Origin of the sequence: Streptomyces sp. NPDC051217, from assembly GCF_044455465.1 — a bacterium.
In the GTDB taxonomy this organism is placed as follows: domain Bacteria; phylum Actinomycetota; class Actinomycetes; order Streptomycetales; family Streptomycetaceae; genus Streptomyces.
This window is the reverse complement of the sequence record NZ_JBITEV010000011.1, coordinates 133136-151826: the sequence shown is the minus strand read 5'-3', so window position 1 is coordinate 151826 and position 18691 is coordinate 133136. Positions and strand designations below refer to the sequence as shown.

Here is an 18691-nt window from a genome sequence, read left to right as displayed (position 1 = left end):
GCCGCCCTCGGTCGTACAAGCGCGTACGTGCTACGCCATGAACCGCCGATCCGTCAGGATCAGAAGTCCATGTCACCGCCCGGCATGCCGCCCGGCGCGCCGCCGGCGGCGGCCTTCTCCGGCTTGTCGGCGATGACGGCCTCGGTGGTGAGGAACAGCGCCGCGATGGACGCCGCGTTCTGCAGGGCGGAACGCGTGACCTTCGCGGGGTCGATGATGCCTTCGGCGATCATGTCGACGTACTCGCCGGTCGCGGCGTTCAGGCCGTGACCGATCTTGAGGTTGCGGACCTTCTCGACGATGACGCCACCCTCAAGACCCGCGTTGACCGCGATCTGCTTGAGCGGGGCCTCCAGCGCGAGCTTGACGGCAGCGGCGCCCGTCGCCTCGTCGCCTTCGAGCTCCAGCTTCTCGAACACCGAGGAAGCCTGGAGCAGAGCCACGCCACCACCGGCGACGATGCCCTCCTCGACGGCGGCCTTGGCGTTGCGCACCGCGTCCTCGATGCGGTGCTTGCGCTCCTTGAGCTCGACCTCGGTCGCGGCGCCGGCCTTGATGACGGCCACGCCGCCGGCCAGCTTCGCGAGGCGCTCCTGGAGCTTCTCACGGTCGTAGTCCGAGTCCGAGTTCTCGATCTCGGCACGGATCTGGTTCACGCGACCGGCGACCTGCTCGCTGTCACCGGCACCGTCGACGATGGTGGTCTCGTCCTTGGTGATGACGACCTTGCGGGCGCGGCCCAGCAGGTCGAGACCGGCGTTCTCCAGCTTGAGGCCGACCTCCTCGGAGATGACCGTGCCGCCCGTGAGGATGGCGATGTCGTTCAGCATCGCCTTGCGGCGGTCACCGAAGCCCGGGGCCTTGACGGCGACGGACTTGAAGGTGCCCTTGATCTTGTTGACGACGAGCGTGGACAGCGCCTCGCCCTCGACGTCCTCGGCGATGATCAGCAGCGGCTTGCCCGACTGGATGACCTTCTCCAGGAGCGGCAGGACGTCCTTGACGTTGCCGATCTTGGAGTTGACGATCAGGATGTACGGGTCGTCGAGCGACGCCTCCATACGCTCCATGTCGGTGGCGAAGTACGCCGAGATGTAGCCCTTGTCGAAGCGCATGCCCTCGGTGAGCTCAAGCTCCAGACCGAAGGTCTGCGACTCCTCGACGGTGATGACGCCTTCCTTGCCGACCTTGTCCATCGCCTCGGCGATGAGCTCGCCGATCTGGGTGTCGGCGGCGGAGATGGAGGCCGTCGAAGCGATCTGCTCCTTGGTCTCCACGTCCTTGGCCTGCTCCAGCAGCGCACCGGAGACGGCCTCGATGGCCTTCTCGATGCCGCGCTTGAGGGCCATCGGGTTGGCGCCGGCGGCCACGTTGCGCAGGCCCTCGCGGACCAGGGCCTGGGCCAGGACGGTCGCGGTGGTCGTACCGTCACCGGCGACGTCGTCCGTCTTCTTGGCGACTTCCTTGACCAGCTCGGCGCCGATCTTCTCGTACGGGTCCTCGAGCTCGATCTCCTTGGCGATGGAAACACCATCGTTGGTGATCGTGGGGGCGCCCCACTTCTTCTCGAGGACGACGTTTCGGCCCTTGGGGCCAAGGGTTACCTTGACGGCGTCGGCGAGCTGGTTCATCCCGCGCTCGAGACCGCGCCGTGCCTCCTCGTCGAACGCGATGATCTTGGCCATGTGAAGTGGTCCTCCCGGACTGGGGTGGATTGCTCCGGACCGTGTCCGCGCCCGCGACGGACGGCCGGAGAGCCGTGCGGTTCCTTGCCCCACAGGCTCTCGGGCCTCGCTGACCCGGTCCATAAGTTGTCACTCTCACCTGCAGAGTGCTAACGCCAATGATTAGCACTCGACCCCCGAGAGTGCAAGCGACTCCCGAGCAACCCCGGCAACGGAGGAGCGCGCGCACGCGGGACGCGGACACGCGGGCACGCGGCGCGCGCACGCACGAGGGGCCCGCATCCCCTGCCGGGATGCGAGCCCCTCGTGTGTGAGTGCGTCGTTGGCCGATCGCGCCGGAATCAGACGGCGAGCTTGACCATGTCCGCCTGCGGACCCTTCTGGCCCTGCGAGATCTCGAACTCAACTCGCTGACCTTCTTCAAGGGTGCGGTAGCCGTCCATCTGGATCGCGCTGTAGTGGACGAAAACATCCGCACCACCGTCGACCGCGATGAAGCCGTAGCCCTTCTCCGCGTTGAACCACTTGACGGTGCCCTGAGCCATGCCTAACTCCCCTATTACTGGCCCCTGCGCGGGACCGCACTTCGCGCCGGAACGCGTCGACCGCGGCTGAATGTATCTGCCCAACTGCCCTCTGCAACAGGTCAATCGGACGAGAATTATGGGCACGACGGAACACGCAAAGAGGTGAATTGCCGGGCTACCAGGGCAAGTCGGGCCGGGCAAAGCGCAAGGAACCGCGCAAACAGCGTCCACACTTCGACCGCATCTTGTCGCGAACTCATACGCTCGGGGCACGGGCGCGACGGGGGCGGCGGCGGGGCTACCCCAACTGTACCGCGTTCAACCTCATGGAATTGCCCCCTCCGCTTCTCTCGCGGAGGGGGCAACCCCGTTCACTGTGCGTGCTGTTCGGCCGTGTTCAGCCTCCGGCGACCGCCGGGATGATCGAGACGCCGGCGCCCTCGGGGGTGGCGGTCTCCAGGCCCTGCTCGAAGCGGACGTCGTCGTCGTTCACGTACACGTTGACGAAGCGCCGGAGCTTGCCCTGGTCGTCCAGGACGCGGGCGGCGATGCCCGGGTGGTTCGACTCCAGGGACGCGATGACCTGGGAAAGGGTCGTGCCCTCGGCCGGAACCTCGGCCTTTCCGCCGGTGTACGTACGGAGGATCGTGGGGATGCGGACGTTCACGCTCATCGGTTTCTGCCTTCCGGGGAGTAGCGGGTTCTTGAGGGGCTCAACGCGCCAGACCGGCGGCGCGGAACGCGTCGAGGCTCGGCGGAATCGTCGCGGTCGGCCCCGTCGTCGGCGCGACGGCGTCCAGCGTCTTGAGCCCGTCGCCCGTGTTCAGCACGACCGTCGTGAGTGCCGGGTCGAGCAGACCCGCCTCGATGAGCTTGCGCGTCACCCCCACGGTCACCCCGCCCGCCGTCTCGGCGAAGATCCCCTCGGTCCGCGCGAGCAGCTTGATCGCGTCGACGACCTGCTCGTCGTTCACGTCCTCGACGGCGCCGCCCGTGCGGCGGGCGATGTCCAGGACGTACGGGCCGTCGGCCGGGTTGCCGATCGCCAGTGACTTGGCGATCGTGTTCGGCTTCTGCGGCCGTACGACATCGTGTCCGGCCTTGAAGGCGACCGACACCGGCGAGCAGCCCTCGGCCTGCGCGCCGAAGATCTTGTACGGCTTCTCCTCGACCAGGCCGAGCGCGATCAGCTCCTTCAGCCCCTTGTCGATCTTCGTCAGCTGCGAGCCCGACGCGACCGGGATGACGAGCTGGTCGGGCAGCTCCCAGCCGAGCTGCTCGCAGATCTCGTACGCGAGGGTCTTGGAGCCCTCGCCGTAGTACGGGCGGAGGTTGACGTTGACGAAGCCCCAGCCCTCGCCGAGCGGGTCCCCGATGAGCTCGGAGCAGAAGCGGTTGACGTCGTCGTAGTTGCCCTCGATACCGACGAGTTCGCCGCCGTAGATCGCGGCCATGACGACCTTCCCCTGCTCCAGGTCGTGCGGGATGAAGACGCAGGAGCGGAAGCCGGCGCGGGCGGCGGCGGCGCCGACGGCGCCCGCGAGGTTGCCGGTGGAGGAGCAGGAGAGCGTGGTGAAGCCGAAGGCGCGGGCCGCCTCGACGGCGATGGCGACGACACGGTCCTTGAAGGAGTGCGTCGGGTTGCCGGAGTCGTCCTTCACGTACAGGCCGCCGGTGACGCCCAGCTCACGGGCGAGGTTGTCGGCCTTGACGAGCTTGGTGAAGCCGGGGTTGATGTTCGGCTTCGACGCGACGTCGGCGGGGACGGGGAGCAGCGGCGCGTAGCGCCAGATGTTGTCGGGACCCGCGGCGATTCGCTTCTTCAGGCCCTCGGGGTCGCCCGTCGGCAGGTCGTAGGCCACTTCGAGCGGGCCGAAACAGCTCTGACAGGCGAAGATCGGGCCGAGTTCGAAGCGCTCCCCGCATTCGCGGCACGAGAGGGCGGCGGCGGGTCCGAGATCCACGGTGCCGGCATGAGATGCGGCGGCGTCGGCGTTGGAACTGGTGTGAACGGTCTGCACAGCCATGAAGGCGAGGCCCTTTCCTCATCTTCCTCGCGACGCATCTCGCCGCGAGACGGAATTGGCACCTTCCCCACCGTGACCTCGCGGTCGGCGGGAGGGTTGCCGGGGCTTCAACGGGCCGTTCCCTCTGCCCCTCTGGATGAGCGGTATTCGATTGTCAGCGTCATGACCCCCGACATGCGACGGTCATTCGCGTTGTTCAAGACTGTAACCGAACCCCTGGACGGTTGAGGCCTTCGTCCGATCCGCGAGATGGAGATCACGTGCTGCGAGAAGTGGAGCGCTGGCTGGCCCGGCGGTCCTGGCCGGCGGCGGACCGGCCGGTCGACCGGCTGGTCGCCGCCAAGCAGGGTGCGCAGGTCAGCGTCGTGCTCCCGGCCCTGAACGAGGAGGCGACGGTCGGTCCGATCGTGTCGGTGATCCGGCGCGAACTGATGGCGGGCCCGGCGCCGCTCGTCGACGAGCTGGTCGTGATCGACTCGGGCTCGACCGACCGTACGGGGGAGTTCGCGGCGGCGGCCGGGGCGCGCGTGGTGCACCGGGACGACATTCTGCCGAGGCTGCCGACCGTGCCCGGCAAGGGCGAGGTGCTGTGGCGCTCGCTGCTGGTGACGAGCGGCGACATCGTCTGTTTCGTGGACGCGGATCTCAGGGACTTCTCGGCGCAATTCGTGTCGGGGACGGTGGGGCCGCTGCTGACCGAACCGGACGTGCAGTTCGTGAAGGCGATGTACGACCGCCCGCTCGGCGACGAGCCGGGGCAGGGCGGCCGGGTGACGGAGCTGGTGGCGCGTCCGCTGCTGAATCTGCACTGGCCGCTGCTGGCGGGCTTCGTGCAGCCCCTGGGCGGTGAGTACGCGGTGCGGCGCTCGCTGCTGGAGCGGCTGCCGTTCCCCGTCGGGTACGGGGTGGAGCTGGGGCTGCTGGTGGACGCGCTGCACACGGTGGGGCTGGACGCGCTGGGCCAGGTCGACGTCGGGGTGCGCAGGCACCGGCACCAGGACGGGCAGGCTCTGGGGCGGATGGCGGCGGCGATCTACCGGACGGCGCAGCTGCGGCTGTCGCGGGGGCATCTGGTGCGGCCGGAGCTGACGCAGTTCGATCGGGGCGAGAGGGGCTTCGAGCCGCGTACGTACGCGGTGGACACCGAGGAGCGGCCACCGATGCGGGAGATCTCGGAGTACGCGGCGCGGCGCGCGGCCTAGCCATTGAGTTCGTATGATTTAAGTATCGATTTGCCTATATTGCCTGGTATGTCGATGACTGCGATGGCCGTGGCGGCCTTGACCTCGGAACAGTTCTGGTTGTTGGGCGGCATGGCTCTCGCCCTCGTCGGCGCGGGGGTGGTGGCGCTGGCGGCGGCCCGCGGAAGGGGCCGTGGCTGATCCACGCCGACCTGAAACCGTACGTTTGAGCGTTTCCGCGAAGGGCTAGGTTTCGCCACATGGTCTCCGAGATGGTCCCCGAGCAAGCCGCCCAGGTCCTTGTCGCTTCCAATCGCGGCCCCGTCTCGTACAAACTCGGCGAGGACGGCGCCCTGACCGCCGGGCGCGGCGGCGGAGGTCTCGTCTCCGGCCTCTCGGCCATCGGGCCCGACACGAACGCCGTGTGGGTCTGCGCGGCCCTCGGTGACGGCGACCGCGAGGCGGTGCGGCGCACCGGCGGGCGGCTGGACACCGGCGACACGGGCGGGCAGCGGGTCAGGATGCTGGGCATCCCGCCGGAGGTCTACGCGGACGCGTACAACGGCGTCGCGAACTCCACGCTCTGGTTCGTCCACCACCTGCTCTACCAGACACCGCTGGAGCCGGCCTTCGGCACCGAGTTCCGTGCGCAGTGGGCGTCGTACGAGGCGTACAACCGCGCGTTCGCGGAGGCCCTGGCCGACGAGGCGGGCGACGGCGCGGCCGTACTGATCCAGGACTACCACCTGGCCCTGGTGCCCGGCATGCTCCGGGCGCTCCGCCCCGATCTGCGGATCGGGCACTTCTCGCACACACCGTGGGCCCCGGTCGACTACTTCCGGCTGCTGCCCGACGACATCGCGCGCCAGCTGCTGCGCGGCATCCTCGGCGCGGACCGCGCCGCGTTCCTCACCCGCCGCTGGGCCGACGCGTTCACCGCGTGCTGTACGGAGCTGCTGGGCGGCACCGGGAAGACACAGCTCGGCGTGCACGGTCTGGGCGCCGACGCGGACTTCCTGCGCGAACGCGCGAACCGGCCCGACGTGGACGAGCGCCTCACCGAACTGCGCGAGCAGATCGGCGGCACCGCCGAGGCGCCCCGCAGGACGATCGTGCGGGTGGACCGCACGGAGCTGTCGAAGAACATCGTGCGCGGCCTGTACGCGTACCGGCAGCTTCTGACGGAGCGGCCCGAGTGGCGCGAGCGGGTCACGCACGTGGCGTTCGCCTATCCGTCCCGGCAGGACCTGGCGGTCTACCGCGACTACACGGCGCGGGTCCAGGAGGTGGCCGACGAGATCAACTCCGCGTTCGGCACGCCCGGTTGGACACCCGTGGTGCTGCACGTCAAGGACGACTTCGCGCGCTCGCTCGCCGCGTACCGCCTGGCGGACGTGGCGCTGGTCAACCCGATCCGCGACGGCATGAACCTGGTCGCGAAGGAGATCCCGATCGTCTCCGAGAACGGCTGCGCGCTGGTGCTGTCGCGGGAGGCGGGTGCGTACGAGGAGCTGGGCGAGGACGCGCTGGTGGTGAACCCGTACGACGTGACGGCCACGGCCGCGGCGCTGCACGAGGCCCTGACGATGGACGACGACGACCGCACGGCCCGCACGAAGCGCCTGGCCGCCGCGGCGACGGCGCTGCCGCCGCAACGGTGGTTCCTGGACCAGCTGGACGCGCTGCGCGGCTACCAGGCGACGGGGCGGTAGTCCTTGAGCAGTACGCCGTGGACCGGGCTGCCCGCCTGGCCCTGGACGATCGGGTGGTAGACGCGCGCCGCGCCGTCCACGATGTCCAGCGGCGGGCGCCAGCCGATGGCGGCGTGCCGCTCCCTGGCGGGCAGGGGCTTCTCGTCGGTGACCCAGCCGGTGTCGACGCTGCACACGTGGATGCCGCGCTTCGCCAGGTCGGCGGCGCTGGTGCGGGTGAGCATGTTCAGGGCGGCCTTGGCCATGTTGGTGTGCGGGTGGTCGCCGGTCTTCTTGCGGACGGTGAACCGGCCCTCCACGGCGGACACGTTGAGCAGATACCGCCGTGGGTGCGGTGACGCCGCGAGCAGGGGCAGGAGCCGGTCGGCCAGCAGGAACGGGGCCACCGCGTTGACGAGTTGGACCTCCAGCATCTCGGCCGGGTCGATGCCGCCGAGCTGGGCGGTCCAGGAGTTCTCGGCGGCCGTCTCGACGAGCAGCCCGGCCTCGTCGACGCTCGTCAGTACGGCGGTGTCTGCCGCGCGCGGTACGAGCCCGGCGGCCCACGACGGGATCGCCAACTCACCCTTCCCGGTGCCGGGGACGGTGAAGTCGGGAGCCGTCCAGACGGCGGGCGTGTCGGCGGCCGGCAGCGCCTTGCGCGCGGGTGCGGCCTCGGCGGCGGCCAGGGCCGAGTAGGCGCGCGGCGAACGGCGCAGCGTCTGGGCGGCGTTGTTGATCAGGATGTCCAACGGCCGCGCCTCGGAAAGCAGATGGTCGGTGAAGGCCAGCACCTGCCGGGGGTCGCGCAGATCGAGCGCGGCGACACGCAGCCGGTCCCACCAGTCGGCGGAGTCGGGGGCCGCCGCGAAGCGCCGTACGGCGTCCTGGGGGAAGCGGGTGGTCACCGTGAGGTCGGCGCCGTCACGCAGCAGCATCAGCGCCAGCTGGTACCCGATCTTGACGCGCCCGCCGGTCAGCAGCGCGCGACGCCCGGTCAGGTCGGTGCGGGCACCGCGCCGGGTGAGGTTGTCGCGGGCGCAGTCGGGGCAGAGCCGGTGGTAGAAGTAGTGGATCCGCCGGTAGGGCTCCTTGCACACGTAGCACCGCTGGGGACGGCCCAACTCGCCTGCCGTCCCGTCGCCTTGAGCGTTCGGCAGTGGAGATTCGACAGATAGTGGGGCGTCCATCGTGCGGTCGGTGGCTCCCATGACCGTGCCGGCCTGGATCCTGGCGTCCACCGCGGCGCGGGCCCCGCGGGTGGCGGCGCGGCGTTTGCGCCGCCCGTCCCGGAAGAGCCCGCTCGCCGCCCGCTCCAGCCGCTCGCGGCGGGGATCCTCGATCGACAGGTCCCGTGCCTCGTTCAGCGACTCCAGCGTCGCCTGTATCCGCTCGTCGTCCATCCGGTCGTCGTCCATCGACCCCTCGCCCCCGCTCACACCGAACGACCATGATGCGCGAGGCGTCCGCCCGGTGTCTTCCGCGTTTCGGGCCGTCGACGCGTCCCGGTCCCACGTGGTCCTTCAGAGGCGGGCGGCCACCGACGCGAGAAAGCCGATCAGCGCAGCCGGGCCCGGCAGCACCAGGTCGGCCTTTTCGGCGAGTTCGGGGACCTCCCCCGTACCGCTGCACAGCAGCAGGCCCGGATGGCCCTTCGTACGGAGGCTGTCGACCGCCGCGAAGGCCGGGAGGTCGCCCAGGTCGTCGCCGCCGTACACCACCGTCTCGGCGCCGACCTCGCGGACGTACTCCTTCAGGGCCACGCCCTTGTCCATCCCCGGCGGGCGCAACTCCAGGACCATGCGGCCCGGTTCGAGCACCAGGCCGTGCCGGGCCGCCAGGTCGGCGAGGGGTCCGCACAGGGCGTCGAAGGCCCCCTGGGGGTCGGCGGCGCGGCGGGTGTGGACGGCGACCGCCCGGCCCTTCTCCTCGATCCACGTACCGCTGAAGGACTCGAACTGTGCGAGCAGTCGCGGGAGTTCGTCACGGGCGGCGGCGACCCCGGGGTGCGGGGGCGGGCTGGTCACGGTGCCGCTGACCGCGTCCCAGCGCTCGGCGCCGTAGTGGCCGAGCACCACGAGGTGTTCCAGGCCGGGTACGCCGGCGAAGCCGCCGTACCGCACCGCGACATCGGCCGGGCGGCCGGTGATCACCGCGACGGAGGCGACGTGCGGAGCGAGCGCGACGAGCGCGGGGACCGCGCCGGGGTGGGCGCGGGCTCTTTCGGGGTCGGGGACGATCTCGGCGAGCGTGCCGTCGAAATCGAGCGCGACGACGGCTTTCCCGGGCCGGGCGAGAAGCGCGGCCAGGCCTTCGGCGCCGGCGGAGGTGACGGGGGTCGGCAGGGGGTGCGAGTGGCTGCCCATGCTCCGACCCTATCCGCGTGAGGCCGCCGGGGGCGGCGAAAGACGCCGCTCAGCGGCGGGCGCGGCGGGCGTCCCTGATCCGGCGCAGACGGTTGACGGTCACCGGGTCGTGGGCCAGGGCCAGCGGATCGTCGATGAGCACGCCGAGCAGCTGGTAGTAGCGGGTCGGCGAGATGCCCAGCCGCTCCCGGATGACGCGCTCCTTGGCACCGGGGCCCGGCCAGGAGCGCGTCTCCAGGGCGAGGACGGCGCGGTCCCGCTCGGTCAGTTCCGACCGTCCGGCGGGACCGCGCCCCTCGTGCGACACGGGCTCGGGCTCGGGTCCCGACGTGGACCCGGGCTCGGGCCGGGACTCAGGGGTGGGTGCGGTCATAGGGCTGACACGCTACTCGGCGTTCTCCGCCGTGGTCGCGTCCCGGCCGATCCTCGCCAGGATCTCGGAGGGCACCGCGCCGGGCTGCACCGCCTTGCCGATGTTCTTCTTGACGTCCTCGCTGACACCCGCCCACGACGTCTTGCCGAACGGATACAGCTCCGCGGTGGGCAGCGCCTCCAGGAACTTCCGGAGGTCCTTGTGCTCGTCGTCCGCCACCATCGTCTCGGACGCGCTGTAGGTGACCGGCAGGAGGTCGTACTGCCCGACGAAGTCCATCACGTTCTTGTCCTCGAAGGTGAAGTCGAGGAATTTACCGCTCTCTTCGCGGTGCCCGGCCTGCTTGAAAGCCATGATCCAGTCGGCGACACCCATCGTCGCCTTGGACTTGCCCGTGGCGCCCGGCAGCGGCACCATCCCGACCTCGACGCCGGCCTTCTCGGCCTCCTGCATCATCGTCGGGTGCCCGTTGAGCATGCCCACCTTGCCGCTGGTGAACGCCTTGAAGGCGTCGGCACGGTCCAGTTCGCCGGGCGGTACGGGACCGGTGAGGCCCTTGCCGACCAGCTCCGTCTGGAGCCATTCGAAGGTGCTGATGTTCGCCTCGGAGTCGACCGCGTACGAGTCGTCGACCGTGTCCGTGTAGCCGCCGCCACCGCTGAGCATCCACATCATGGTCTCGGCCTGCGCCTCCTCGGCGCCGAGCGGGAGGGCGAACGGGGTCGGCACGCCCTTCTCCTTGAGCGCCTCGGCGTCCGACTTGATGTCGTCCCAGTTCTGCGGCGCCGAGAGACCGGCCTGCTCGAAGAGGCCCTTGTTGTAGAAGAGCAGCCGGGTGCTGGCCACGAACGGCAGGCCGTACTGGGTCTGTTCGACCTTTCCGGCGTCGGCGAAGCGGGAGAGGAAGTTCGCCTGGGTGGGGATGGAGAGCAGCTGGTCCGCGCTGTACAGCTCCTCCTTCTTCACGTAGTCGGCGTAGGCGCCGATCTGCGCGATGTCGGGGGCGTTGCCCTCCCTGACCATCTTCGCCACGTCGGCGTCGACGGTCTTCCAGGACCGGACGTCGACGTCGACCTTGATGCCCGGGTTCTTGGACTCGAACTCCTTGGCCAGGCTGTTCCAGTACTTCTCCGAGCTGTTGGCGGCACTGTTGCCGTAGTCCGCCGCGACGACTTTCAGGGTGACGTCACCCGACCCGCTGGAGCTGCCGCAGCCGCTCAGCGCCATCGTCATGCCCAGTGCGGCTATCGCCGCGGAAGCCCTAAGGAAGCGCTGCTGCACAGCTCTTTTCCCACCCTTGTTTTCGCTCGGCCGTCTATACGGCGTTTCCGTCCCAGTCGGTCCCCCGTGACGTCCTGCGTTGACGAGCTGCGATTTTCCACGATGCGCTGTCGGAGGTCTACACCAGCCTCATATCGCTTCGGCAACTTCTTTGCCGGGGGGGTTTGGCGAAGGCTTTGTATGGGCGGGCAACAATCCCGCACAGTGGACTAGACCTTTCTTGGGTTTTCGCGCGAGAATGCGCTTGTGAGACACGTCATCGCCCTGGATGTGGGCGGCACCGGTATGAAGGCCGCCCTGGTCGGGACGGACGGCGCGCTGCTGTACGAGGCGCGCCGGGCCACCGGCAGGGAGCGCGGCCCCGACGCGATCGTCGAGACCATCCTCGGCTTCGCGGCGGATCTGCGCACCCACGGCATCGAGCACTTCGGCGAGAGCGCGGTCGCCGCCGGGGTCGCGGTACCGGGCATCGTCGACGCCGAGCGCGGGATCGCGCTGTACGCGGCGAACCTCGGCTGGCGTGACGTACCACTGCGGGATCTGCTCGGCGCGCGCCTCGGCGGCGTACCGGTCGCCCTCGGACACGACGTACGCACCGGCGGGCTCGCCGAGGGGCGGATCGGCGCGGGCAGGGGCTCGGACCGGTTCTTCTTCGTACCGCTCGGCACCGGCATCGCGGGCGCCATCGGCATCGACGGCACCATCGAGGCCGGCGCGCACGGCTACGCGGGTGAGATCGGGCATGTCGTGGTCCGGCCCGACGGGCCCGTGTGCGGCTGCGGGCAGACCGGCTGCATGGAGACGCTCGCGTCGGCCGCGGCCGTGACCCGCGCGTGGGCCGCGGCCAGCGGCGATCCCGAGGCGGACGCGGCCGACTGCGCCAAGGCCGTGGCCTCCGGCGACCCGAGGGCCGTGGCTGTCTGGGCGGACGCGGTCGACGCGCTCGCCGCCGGACTGGTCACCGCGCTCACCCTGCTCGACCCCCGAAGGCTGATCATCGGTGGCGGTCTCGCCGAGGCCGGGGAAACGTTGTTCACACCCCTGAGGGCCGCGGTCGAGGAGCGGGTCACGTTCCAGAAGCTGCCCGAGATCGTCCCGGCGGCCCTCGGGGACACCGCCGGATGCCTGGGCGCGGGCCTGCTCGCCTGGGATCTTCTCTCCACGGAGGTATCCGCCTGATGGCCGCACGCGCCGAAAGCACTGTTCTCGCCGGCGCCCGGGTGGTGCTGCCCACCGGGGTCGTGGAGAACGGACGGGTGAGAGTCGAAGGCGGACGGATCACCGAGGCGGGGCCGACGGCCTCTGCGACCGGGGCGGCCTCTGTGGAAGGAGACGCCGGTGCGCTCGATCTGACCGGCCACTGGGTGGTGCCCGGCTTCGTCGACATGCACAACCACGGCGGCGGCGGCGCGTCCTTCACCTCGGGCGACGCGGACGCCGTGCTCAAGGGCGTCCGTACGCACCAGGAGCACGGCACCACCACGCTCGTCGCCTCCACCGTCACCGGCGAGATGGACTTCCTCGCCCAGCGCGCCGGGTTCCTCTCCGAACTGGTCGAGCAGGGCGACCTGGCCGGTATCCACTTCGAGGGCCCCTTCATCTCGCCGTGCCGCAAGGGCGCGCACAGCGAGGCGCTGCTGCGCGACCCGGACCCGGCCGAGGTGCGCAAGCTCCTCGACGCGGCCCGTGGCACGGCCAGGATGGTGACCCTCGCCACCGAACTGCCGGGCGGCATCGACTCCGTACGGCTGCTGGCCGAGCACGGCGTGATCGCCGCGATCGGGCACACGGACGCGACGTACGACCAGACCGTCGAGGCCATCGAGGCGGGCGCGACCGTCGCGACGCACCTGTTCAACGCGATGCCGCCGCTCGGCCACCGCGCGCCCGGACCGATCGCCGCGCTGATGGAGGACGAGCGGATCACCGTCGAACTGATCAACGACGGCACGCACCTGCATCCGGCGGCGCTGGAGCTGGCGTTCCACCGCGCGGGCGCGGACCGGGTCGCCTTCATCACGGACGCGATGGACGCGGCCGGTTTCGGCGACGGGGTCTACCAACTCGGACCGCTGGAGGTCGAGGTCAAGGACGGTGTCGCGCGGCTCGCCGTGGGCGGGTCGATCGCGGGCTCCACGCTCACCCTGGACACGGCGTTCAGACGCGCCGTCACGATCGACCGGCTGCCGGTCGCCGCCATCGTGCGGGCGATCTCCGCCAACCCGGCGAAGCTGCTGGGCGTGTACGACCGGGTGGGCTCGCTGGAACCGGGCAAGGACGCCGACCTGGTGATCCTGAACGCGGACTTCGCGGTCGCCGGGGTGCTGCGCCGGGGCGAATGGGTGGTCAAGCCCCAACTGGGCCAGGGTGTGTTGTGAAAGTCCCTTCCGGGCTCACGACGCCTGGCGCGCGGGCTCGCGGCGGGCGTTCGTGGACGGCCCCTCCACCGGACGCTTCGCGTTTGGCATGATCAGGTCCGGAACGGAGCGGGCAGGCGGGCCCGCTCCCCGACGTATCCCGGAGGGAGGGCACCGCACATGATCCTCACCGTCACCCTCAACACCGCCCTCGACATCACCTACCGGACCGCCGCACTGACCCCGCACACCACCAATCGCGTCGCCGAGGTCTCCGAGCGGCCCGGCGGCAAGGGCGTCAACGTCGCTCGCGTGCTGTCGGCGCTCGGCCACGAGGCCGTCGTGACCGGCTTCGCCGGCGGCCGGACGGGGGACGCGCTGCGCGAACTGCTCGCCGCCGAGGGCCCGTCCGACGCGCTCGTGGCCATCGGGGGCACCACGCGCCGCACCATCGCCGTCGTGGACGAGGCGACCGGCGACACGACGCAGCTGAACGAGCCCGGCCCGACCGTCACGCCCGCCGAATGGGCTACGTTCCTCACCTCCTACGAAGGGCTCGTCGCCCGCGCGGACGCCGTAGCGCTGTGCGGCAGCCTGCCGCCCGGCATCCACGTCGGCGCGTACGCCGAACTGGTACGCGCCGCGCGAGCGGTCGGCCTGCCCGTCCTGCTGGACACCAGTGGCGAACCGCTGCGCCGGGGCATCGCCGCCCGCCCCGACCTCGTGAAGCCCAACGCCGACGAACTCGCCCAGCTCACCGGTTCGCGCGAGCCGGTCCGCGCGACCCGTGACGCGCGCAGGCGCGGCGGCCGGGCCGTGATCGCCTCGCTCGGCGCCGCCGGGATGTTCGCCGCGACGCCGGACGGCGCGTGGCGGGCGACACCGCCGAGGACCGTGCGCGGCAATCCGACGGGCGCGGGCGACTCGGCTGTGGCCGGGCTGCTGTCGGGGCTGGTGGAGCGGCTGCCGTGGCCGGAGAGGCTCGCGAGGGCGGTCGCGCTGTCCACGGCGACGGTCCTGGCGCCGGCGGCGGGCGAGTTCGACCGGGAGGCGTACGCGGACCTGCTGCGACAGGTCGACGTAACAGAACAGTCGGAGCAGTCGGAACAGGGGCCACATGCCACTCGTCAGCACCGGTGAACTCGTCTCGGCCGCTGCGGCCGGTGCGGCTTCCGCGGCCCGGACGGACCAACGCCCGTACGGCATCGCCGCGTTCAACGTCATCACGCTGGAGCACGCCGAGGCGATCGCCGCCGGCGCCGAACGCGCGGGCCGCCCCGCGATCCTCCAGATCTCCGAGAACGCGGTGAAGTTCCACGGCGGCCGGCTGACGGCCGTCGCCGCCGCCACCGCCGCCGTCGCGCGCGCCTCGGACGCCCCGCTCTCGCTCCACCTCGACCACGTCGAATCGCCCGACCTGCTGCGCGCCGCCGACGGCGAGGGCTTCAGCTCGGTGATGTTCGACGCGTCGAGACTGACTTACGAGGCGAACGTCGCCGCCACGGCCGAGGCGGTCGCCTGGGCCCACGCGCGCGGCATCTGGATCGAGGCGGAGCTGGGCAAGGTCGGCGGCAAGGACGGCGAACCCCCGCTGGGCGCCCACGCGCCCGGCGTCCGTACCGACCCGGCCGAGGCCGTCGCGTACGTACGCGCCACGGGCGTCGACGCGCTCGCGGTGGCGGTCGGCTCCTCGCACGCGATGACCGACCGCACGGCGGCCCTGGACCACGACCTGATCGGCGCCCTGCGCCGGGCCGTCCCCGTACCGCTGGTGCTGCACGGCTCGTCGGGCGTCCCCGACACGGAGATCCGGCAGGCGGTCGCGGCGGGCATGGTCAAGATCAACGTCGGTACGGCGCTGAACACGGCCTTCACCGGCGCGGTCCGCGGCTGCCTGGAGGCCGACCCGGGGGTGGTCGACCCCCGCAAATACCTCGTCCCGGCTCGCGAGGCGATGACCGGGACGGTGGCGGCGTTCCTGAAGGTGATAGCCGGGGAGCCCTGAGGTACCGGGCCCACGGCCGTCGAGCGCGGGCTCAGCCCTTGGTCTGGCCCTGCTCCAGCGAGACCTGGTCGAGGATGGCCTCGCACTGGTCGCCCGCCTCGCACGAGAGCTTCAGCGTGTTGCTGCCCTTGTCGAGGTTGACGTAGGCGTAGGTGGTGGTCCAGCCCTTCTCCCAGTCACCCTCTTTCGCCTTGGCGAAATTGGACATGTTCACCGAGCGCGGCTTCTCGTCGTTGATCGTGAGCGAGGTCTTGGCGTCCTTGCCCGGCACGCCGTAGGTGATGAAGAGCGTGTACGGACCGGCCTCGGGCAGGTCGACCGTCCAACTCGCCGACCCGCCGGGCCCGTTGAACGTCACATACGCGCCGTCCGCGCCCTTCGCACCGGGGATGTCCCTCGCCAGCACCGCCGGCGCCCCGAGCTTGAGCGTCGCCGCGTCCTGCTTCGGAAGCTCGACCGGCTTGTCGCCCGGCTCCTGCTTGCCGGGATCCTCGCTCGGAGCCGCCGACTCACCCGTGGTCGGGGCCTCCGTCGGGCCGCCGTCGGCGTTCTTGCTGTCGTCACCGTTGCTGAGCAGCGCGGCCGTGATCCCGATCACGACGACCGCCACCACGGCGACCGCGCCGATGAGCAGGCCCTTCGTGTTGGGCCCGCCGCCGCTGCCGCGACCGCGCTGGGCCGGAACCGTACGGGTCTGGGCACCGCCGGTCTCGGGCGCCGCGTAGTGCGCGTCGGGGGACTGGCCGTAGGGCGACTGACCGTACGGGGCCTGGCCGTTCGGCGCCTGCTGGCCGTACTGCTGCTGGCCTCCGTACTGAGGCTGCTGCCCGTAGGGGCCCTGCTGCGGGACCTGGCCGTACTGGCGCTCGCCCACGGTCCTGACCTGGTTGTACGACGTTCTCGGCACACCGGGCTGGGAGGCGGGACCGGGGTAGCCGTAGCCGCCGCGCCGGGCCTGCGCACCGTTCGCAGCCGTCTGTCCGTCCTCGTACAGATAGCCGAACGGATCGTCGTCCTCGGGCGTACTCGCGCCGTTGTTCCCGGCCGTCATCCCTGGGTCACTCCTTACCATCTCGCCAGCGTCGCCGACCGGCCGAGCCTACCTCGATTGGGCAAGCATACGGACGGGCCTTGACGGGAGTGGGCGGTTGCCCGTTCCCACGATGAACTTCCGGGGACATCGGTGGACAGCGGTGAACCGCCGTACAGAGAGATAGGACACGGCGGACCCCGGCACACCGCCGACGTTATCCCGCCCGGCGCTGGACCTTGCTCCGCGAGCGCTTCTCGATGTACATCCGCTGGTCCGCGGATTTGAGCACTTCCTCGACCGTCATGCCGCAACTCGCCCAGCCGATACCGAAACTGGCGCCCACGCGGACCGCCCTGCCGTCCACCCTGATCGGCGGGATGATCGCGTTCCGCAGCCGAACCGCCAGGTCAGCGGCGTCGGTCGCACCGAGGCCGTCGGCGAGAACGACGAATTCGTCACCGCCGAGACGCGCGACGGTGTCGCCGTCCCGCACGCCCGTGTTCAGCCTGCGGGCGACTTCGATGAGGACCGCGTCGCCGGTGTTATGGCCGAAACGGTCATTGATCGACTTGAAACCGTCCAGGTCGCAGAAGAGGACGGCGAGGCCCTTGCTGCCGTCGTCGGGGTCGGCGCCCGGCGCGACGGTGTGCACATGGTGGTCGAGCGGCGCGACTCCGGTGGACGGGTCGTAGCCGTCTCCGTGGAAGGGGCGCTCGCCGGAGGGCTCTGTTCCGTACGGCTCGTACGGCTCGTACGGTTCGTAGGGCTCGTACGGCTCATGGCCTTCGTAACCCTCGACCGCGCCCCCGTAGCCCGCGCCGCCGGGAGGCTGGCCGTAGCCGGCGGCGGGCACGGGCGCGTAGGAGGCGCCGCTGGTCCCGTTGTAGGCCCCGTGTCCGGAGCCGTACGGGACGACGCCTCCGTAGGAGCCCTCGTCGTAGCCGCCGGTGCCGGTGCCGGCTCGGGCGTTGGGGTCGTACTCGGCCTCGTACCCGCCGAACGCCTTGTCCACGGCCTGCACCGCCGTCTCCCGTACCGCGACCGCGTTGGGCCGCTCGCAGAGACGGGCGCTGAGGCGGGCGCGCAGCTCGGCGCTGTTGGGCAGGCCGGTCAGGGAGTCGTGCGAGGCGCGGTGCGCGAGCTGGAGCTCGTTGCGCTTGCGCTCCTCTATGTCCTCGACGTGGGTGAGGAGGAAGCGGGGGCCGTCGGTGGTGTCGGCCACGACGGAGTTGCGCAGCGACACCCACACATAGCTGTTGTCCCGCCGCGCCAGCCGCAGTTCGGCGCGGCCGCCCTCGGCGGAGGTACGGAGCAGGGTGCCGATGTCCTCGGGATGGACGAGGTCGGAGAAGGAGTAGCGGCGGATCGCGGAGGCGGAGCGGCCGAGCAGCCGGCACAGCGCGTCGTTCGTCCGCAGCAGCCTGCCGTGCTGGTCCCCGCCCATCTCGGCGATGGCCATACCGCTGGGCGCGTACTCGAACGCCTGCCGGAAGGACTCCTCGCTGGCACGCAGCGCCTGCTGCTCACGCTCCAGCCGGACCAGCGCGCGCTGCATGTTTGCTCTGAGGCGGGCGTTGCTTATCGCAATGGCGGCCTGGGAGGCGTACATCTGGAGCGCTTCGCGGCCCCAGGGGCCCGGACGGCGCCCACCGCGCGGCCGGTCGACGGATATGACCCCGAGGAGCTCGCGTCCGCCCCCAGAGGCGTACATGGGGGCGTAGAGGCGGTCCTGGGGGTGCCACTCGTCCTCGAAGCGCGGATCGGGGCCCTCGGTGTACCACTGGGGGACGTCGTCCTCCAGCAGGATCCAGCCCTCGGTGTGGGGTATGTACCGCAGCTCGCCCCAGCTCTCGCCCATGCTGAGCCTGCGTTCCCAGGAGGCGCGCGCGCCGACGCGGCCGGTTATCAGCGCTTCGGCGGAGGCGTTGCCGGAGAAGGCCGCGACGACCAGGTCACCGTCGGGCTGTACGAGATTGACGCAGGCCAGCTCGTAGCCCAGACCCTTGACTATGCCGTCGGCAACCGTCTGCAAAGTGTCGGCCAGGCTGCGCGCGGTGTTGAGCTCGCCGACAACGTCGTGCAGCTGCCGCAGGGTCGCAAGGCGGACGTACGGCTCCGACTCGGTCTCCATCGTTCGCTCTCCCCGAGACCTCGACAGCAACTCC

At 70.8% G+C, this 18691-nt stretch carries 17 protein-coding genes and 1 riboswitch; of the genes, 7 read left to right on the top strand and 10 right to left on the bottom strand.

Features of this window, described 5'->3' with window-relative positions; translation table 11 throughout:
- Positions 1-59: 59 nt before the first annotated feature.
- The 4 genes from groL to thrC form a co-directional block, all read right to left on the bottom strand.
- On the bottom strand, positions 60-1685 hold the full coding sequence (gene groL, locus ACIBBB_RS24290) for a chaperonin GroEL (protein WP_189110057.1): 1626 nt from the start codon (positions 1683-1685) through the stop codon (positions 60-62).
- Positions 1686-2026: 341 nt separating this feature from the next.
- Positions 2027-2230, bottom strand: coding sequence for a cold-shock protein (locus tag ACIBBB_RS24285; RefSeq protein ID WP_005315736.1), 204 nt, complete (start codon positions 2228-2230; stop codon positions 2027-2029).
- 379 nt (positions 2231-2609) lie between these two features.
- Positions 2610-2885, bottom strand: a complete 276-nt coding sequence (locus ACIBBB_RS24280) for a ubiquitin-like small modifier protein 1 (protein WP_398985305.1) — start codon at positions 2883-2885, stop codon at positions 2610-2612.
- A 40-nt stretch (positions 2886-2925) separates the two neighbouring features.
- Positions 2926-4239, bottom strand: a complete 1314-nt coding sequence (gene thrC / locus ACIBBB_RS24275; protein ID WP_398985303.1) for a threonine synthase — start codon at positions 4237-4239, stop codon at positions 2926-2928.
- Between the two features lie 15 nt (positions 4240-4254).
- Positions 4255-4382, bottom strand: a riboswitch (SAM riboswitch).
- A 117-nt stretch (positions 4383-4499) separates the two neighbouring features.
- Here thrC and ACIBBB_RS24270 point away from each other — a divergent pair.
- The 3 genes from ACIBBB_RS24270 to ACIBBB_RS24260 are packed head-to-tail and all read left to right on the top strand — an operon-like array spanning position 4500 to position 7132.
- Entirely contained in the window at positions 4500-5441 is a 942-nt protein-coding gene (locus ACIBBB_RS24270) for a glucosyl-3-phosphoglycerate synthase (RefSeq protein WP_398985301.1), read from the top strand.
- Between the two features lie 48 nt (positions 5442-5489).
- Positions 5490-5621 (top strand): hypothetical protein, encoded by a 132-nt coding sequence (locus ACIBBB_RS24265; protein WP_398985299.1) that lies wholly within the window; start codon positions 5490-5492, stop codon positions 5619-5621.
- Between the two features lie 59 nt (positions 5622-5680).
- Positions 5681-7132 carry a trehalose-6-phosphate synthase gene (locus ACIBBB_RS24260; protein ID WP_398985297.1) on the top strand — a complete coding sequence of 484 codons (1452 nt, stop codon included), beginning with the start codon at positions 5681-5683 and terminating at the stop codon, positions 7130-7132.
- On the opposite strand, the gene ACIBBB_RS24255 is transcribed toward ACIBBB_RS24260, so the two are convergent.
- From ACIBBB_RS24255 to ACIBBB_RS24240, 4 genes are all read right to left on the bottom strand, one after another.
- Positions 7111-8514: an SDR family NAD(P)-dependent oxidoreductase gene (locus ACIBBB_RS24255; protein ID WP_398985588.1), complete on the bottom strand. Its 1404-nt coding sequence runs from the start codon at positions 8512-8514 to the stop codon at positions 7111-7113. The two genes, ACIBBB_RS24260 and ACIBBB_RS24255, sit on opposite strands and share 22 nt — an antisense overlap.
- 120 nt (positions 8515-8634) lie before the next feature.
- Complete coding sequence (gene otsB / locus ACIBBB_RS24250) at positions 8635-9477, bottom strand: trehalose-phosphatase (RefSeq protein ID WP_398985295.1); 843 nt, start codon at positions 9475-9477, stop codon at positions 8635-8637.
- 49 nt (positions 9478-9526) lie between these two features.
- Positions 9527-9850: a DUF3263 domain-containing protein gene (locus ACIBBB_RS24245; RefSeq protein ID WP_398985293.1), complete on the bottom strand. Its 324-nt coding sequence runs from the start codon at positions 9848-9850 to the stop codon at positions 9527-9529.
- A 12-nt stretch (positions 9851-9862) separates the two neighbouring features.
- On the bottom strand, positions 9863-11083 hold the full coding sequence (locus tag ACIBBB_RS24240; protein ID WP_398985586.1) for an extracellular solute-binding protein: 1221 nt from the start codon (positions 11081-11083) through the stop codon (positions 9863-9865).
- Between the two features lie 333 nt (positions 11084-11416).
- Between ACIBBB_RS24240 and ACIBBB_RS24235 the strand changes: the two genes are divergently transcribed.
- The 4 genes from ACIBBB_RS24235 to ACIBBB_RS24220 all read left to right on the top strand — a co-directional run bounded on the left by ACIBBB_RS24235 (position 11417) and on the right by ACIBBB_RS24220 (position 15493).
- On the top strand, positions 11417-12310 hold the full coding sequence (locus tag ACIBBB_RS24235; RefSeq protein WP_398985584.1) for an ROK family protein: 894 nt from the start codon (positions 11417-11419) through the stop codon (positions 12308-12310).
- Positions 12310-13509 carry an N-acetylglucosamine-6-phosphate deacetylase gene (gene nagA, locus ACIBBB_RS24230; protein WP_398985291.1) on the top strand — a complete coding sequence of 400 codons (1200 nt, stop codon included), beginning with the start codon at positions 12310-12312 and terminating at the stop codon, positions 13507-13509. Before ACIBBB_RS24235 ends, nagA begins: the two co-directional genes overlap by 1 nt.
- A 159-nt stretch (positions 13510-13668) precedes the next feature.
- Positions 13669-14628: a 1-phosphofructokinase family hexose kinase gene (locus ACIBBB_RS24225; RefSeq protein WP_398985289.1), complete on the top strand. Its 960-nt coding sequence runs from the start codon at positions 13669-13671 to the stop codon at positions 14626-14628.
- Positions 14606-15493 (top strand): ketose-bisphosphate aldolase, encoded by an 888-nt coding sequence (locus ACIBBB_RS24220; protein ID WP_398985287.1) that lies wholly within the window; start codon positions 14606-14608, stop codon positions 15491-15493. Before ACIBBB_RS24225 ends, ACIBBB_RS24220 begins: the two co-directional genes overlap by 23 nt.
- Positions 15494-15524: 31 nt before the next feature.
- Here the strand turns inward: ACIBBB_RS24220 and ACIBBB_RS24215 are convergent, their stop codons facing one another.
- Positions 15525-16544, bottom strand: a complete 1020-nt coding sequence (locus ACIBBB_RS24215; RefSeq protein ID WP_398985285.1) for a carbohydrate-binding protein — start codon at positions 16542-16544, stop codon at positions 15525-15527.
- A 196-nt stretch (positions 16545-16740) separates the two neighbouring features.
- Entirely contained in the window at positions 16741-18657 is a 1917-nt protein-coding gene (gene cdgB, locus ACIBBB_RS24210) for a diguanylate cyclase CdgB (RefSeq protein WP_398985283.1), read from the bottom strand.
- Positions 18658-18691 lie beyond the last annotated feature (34 nt).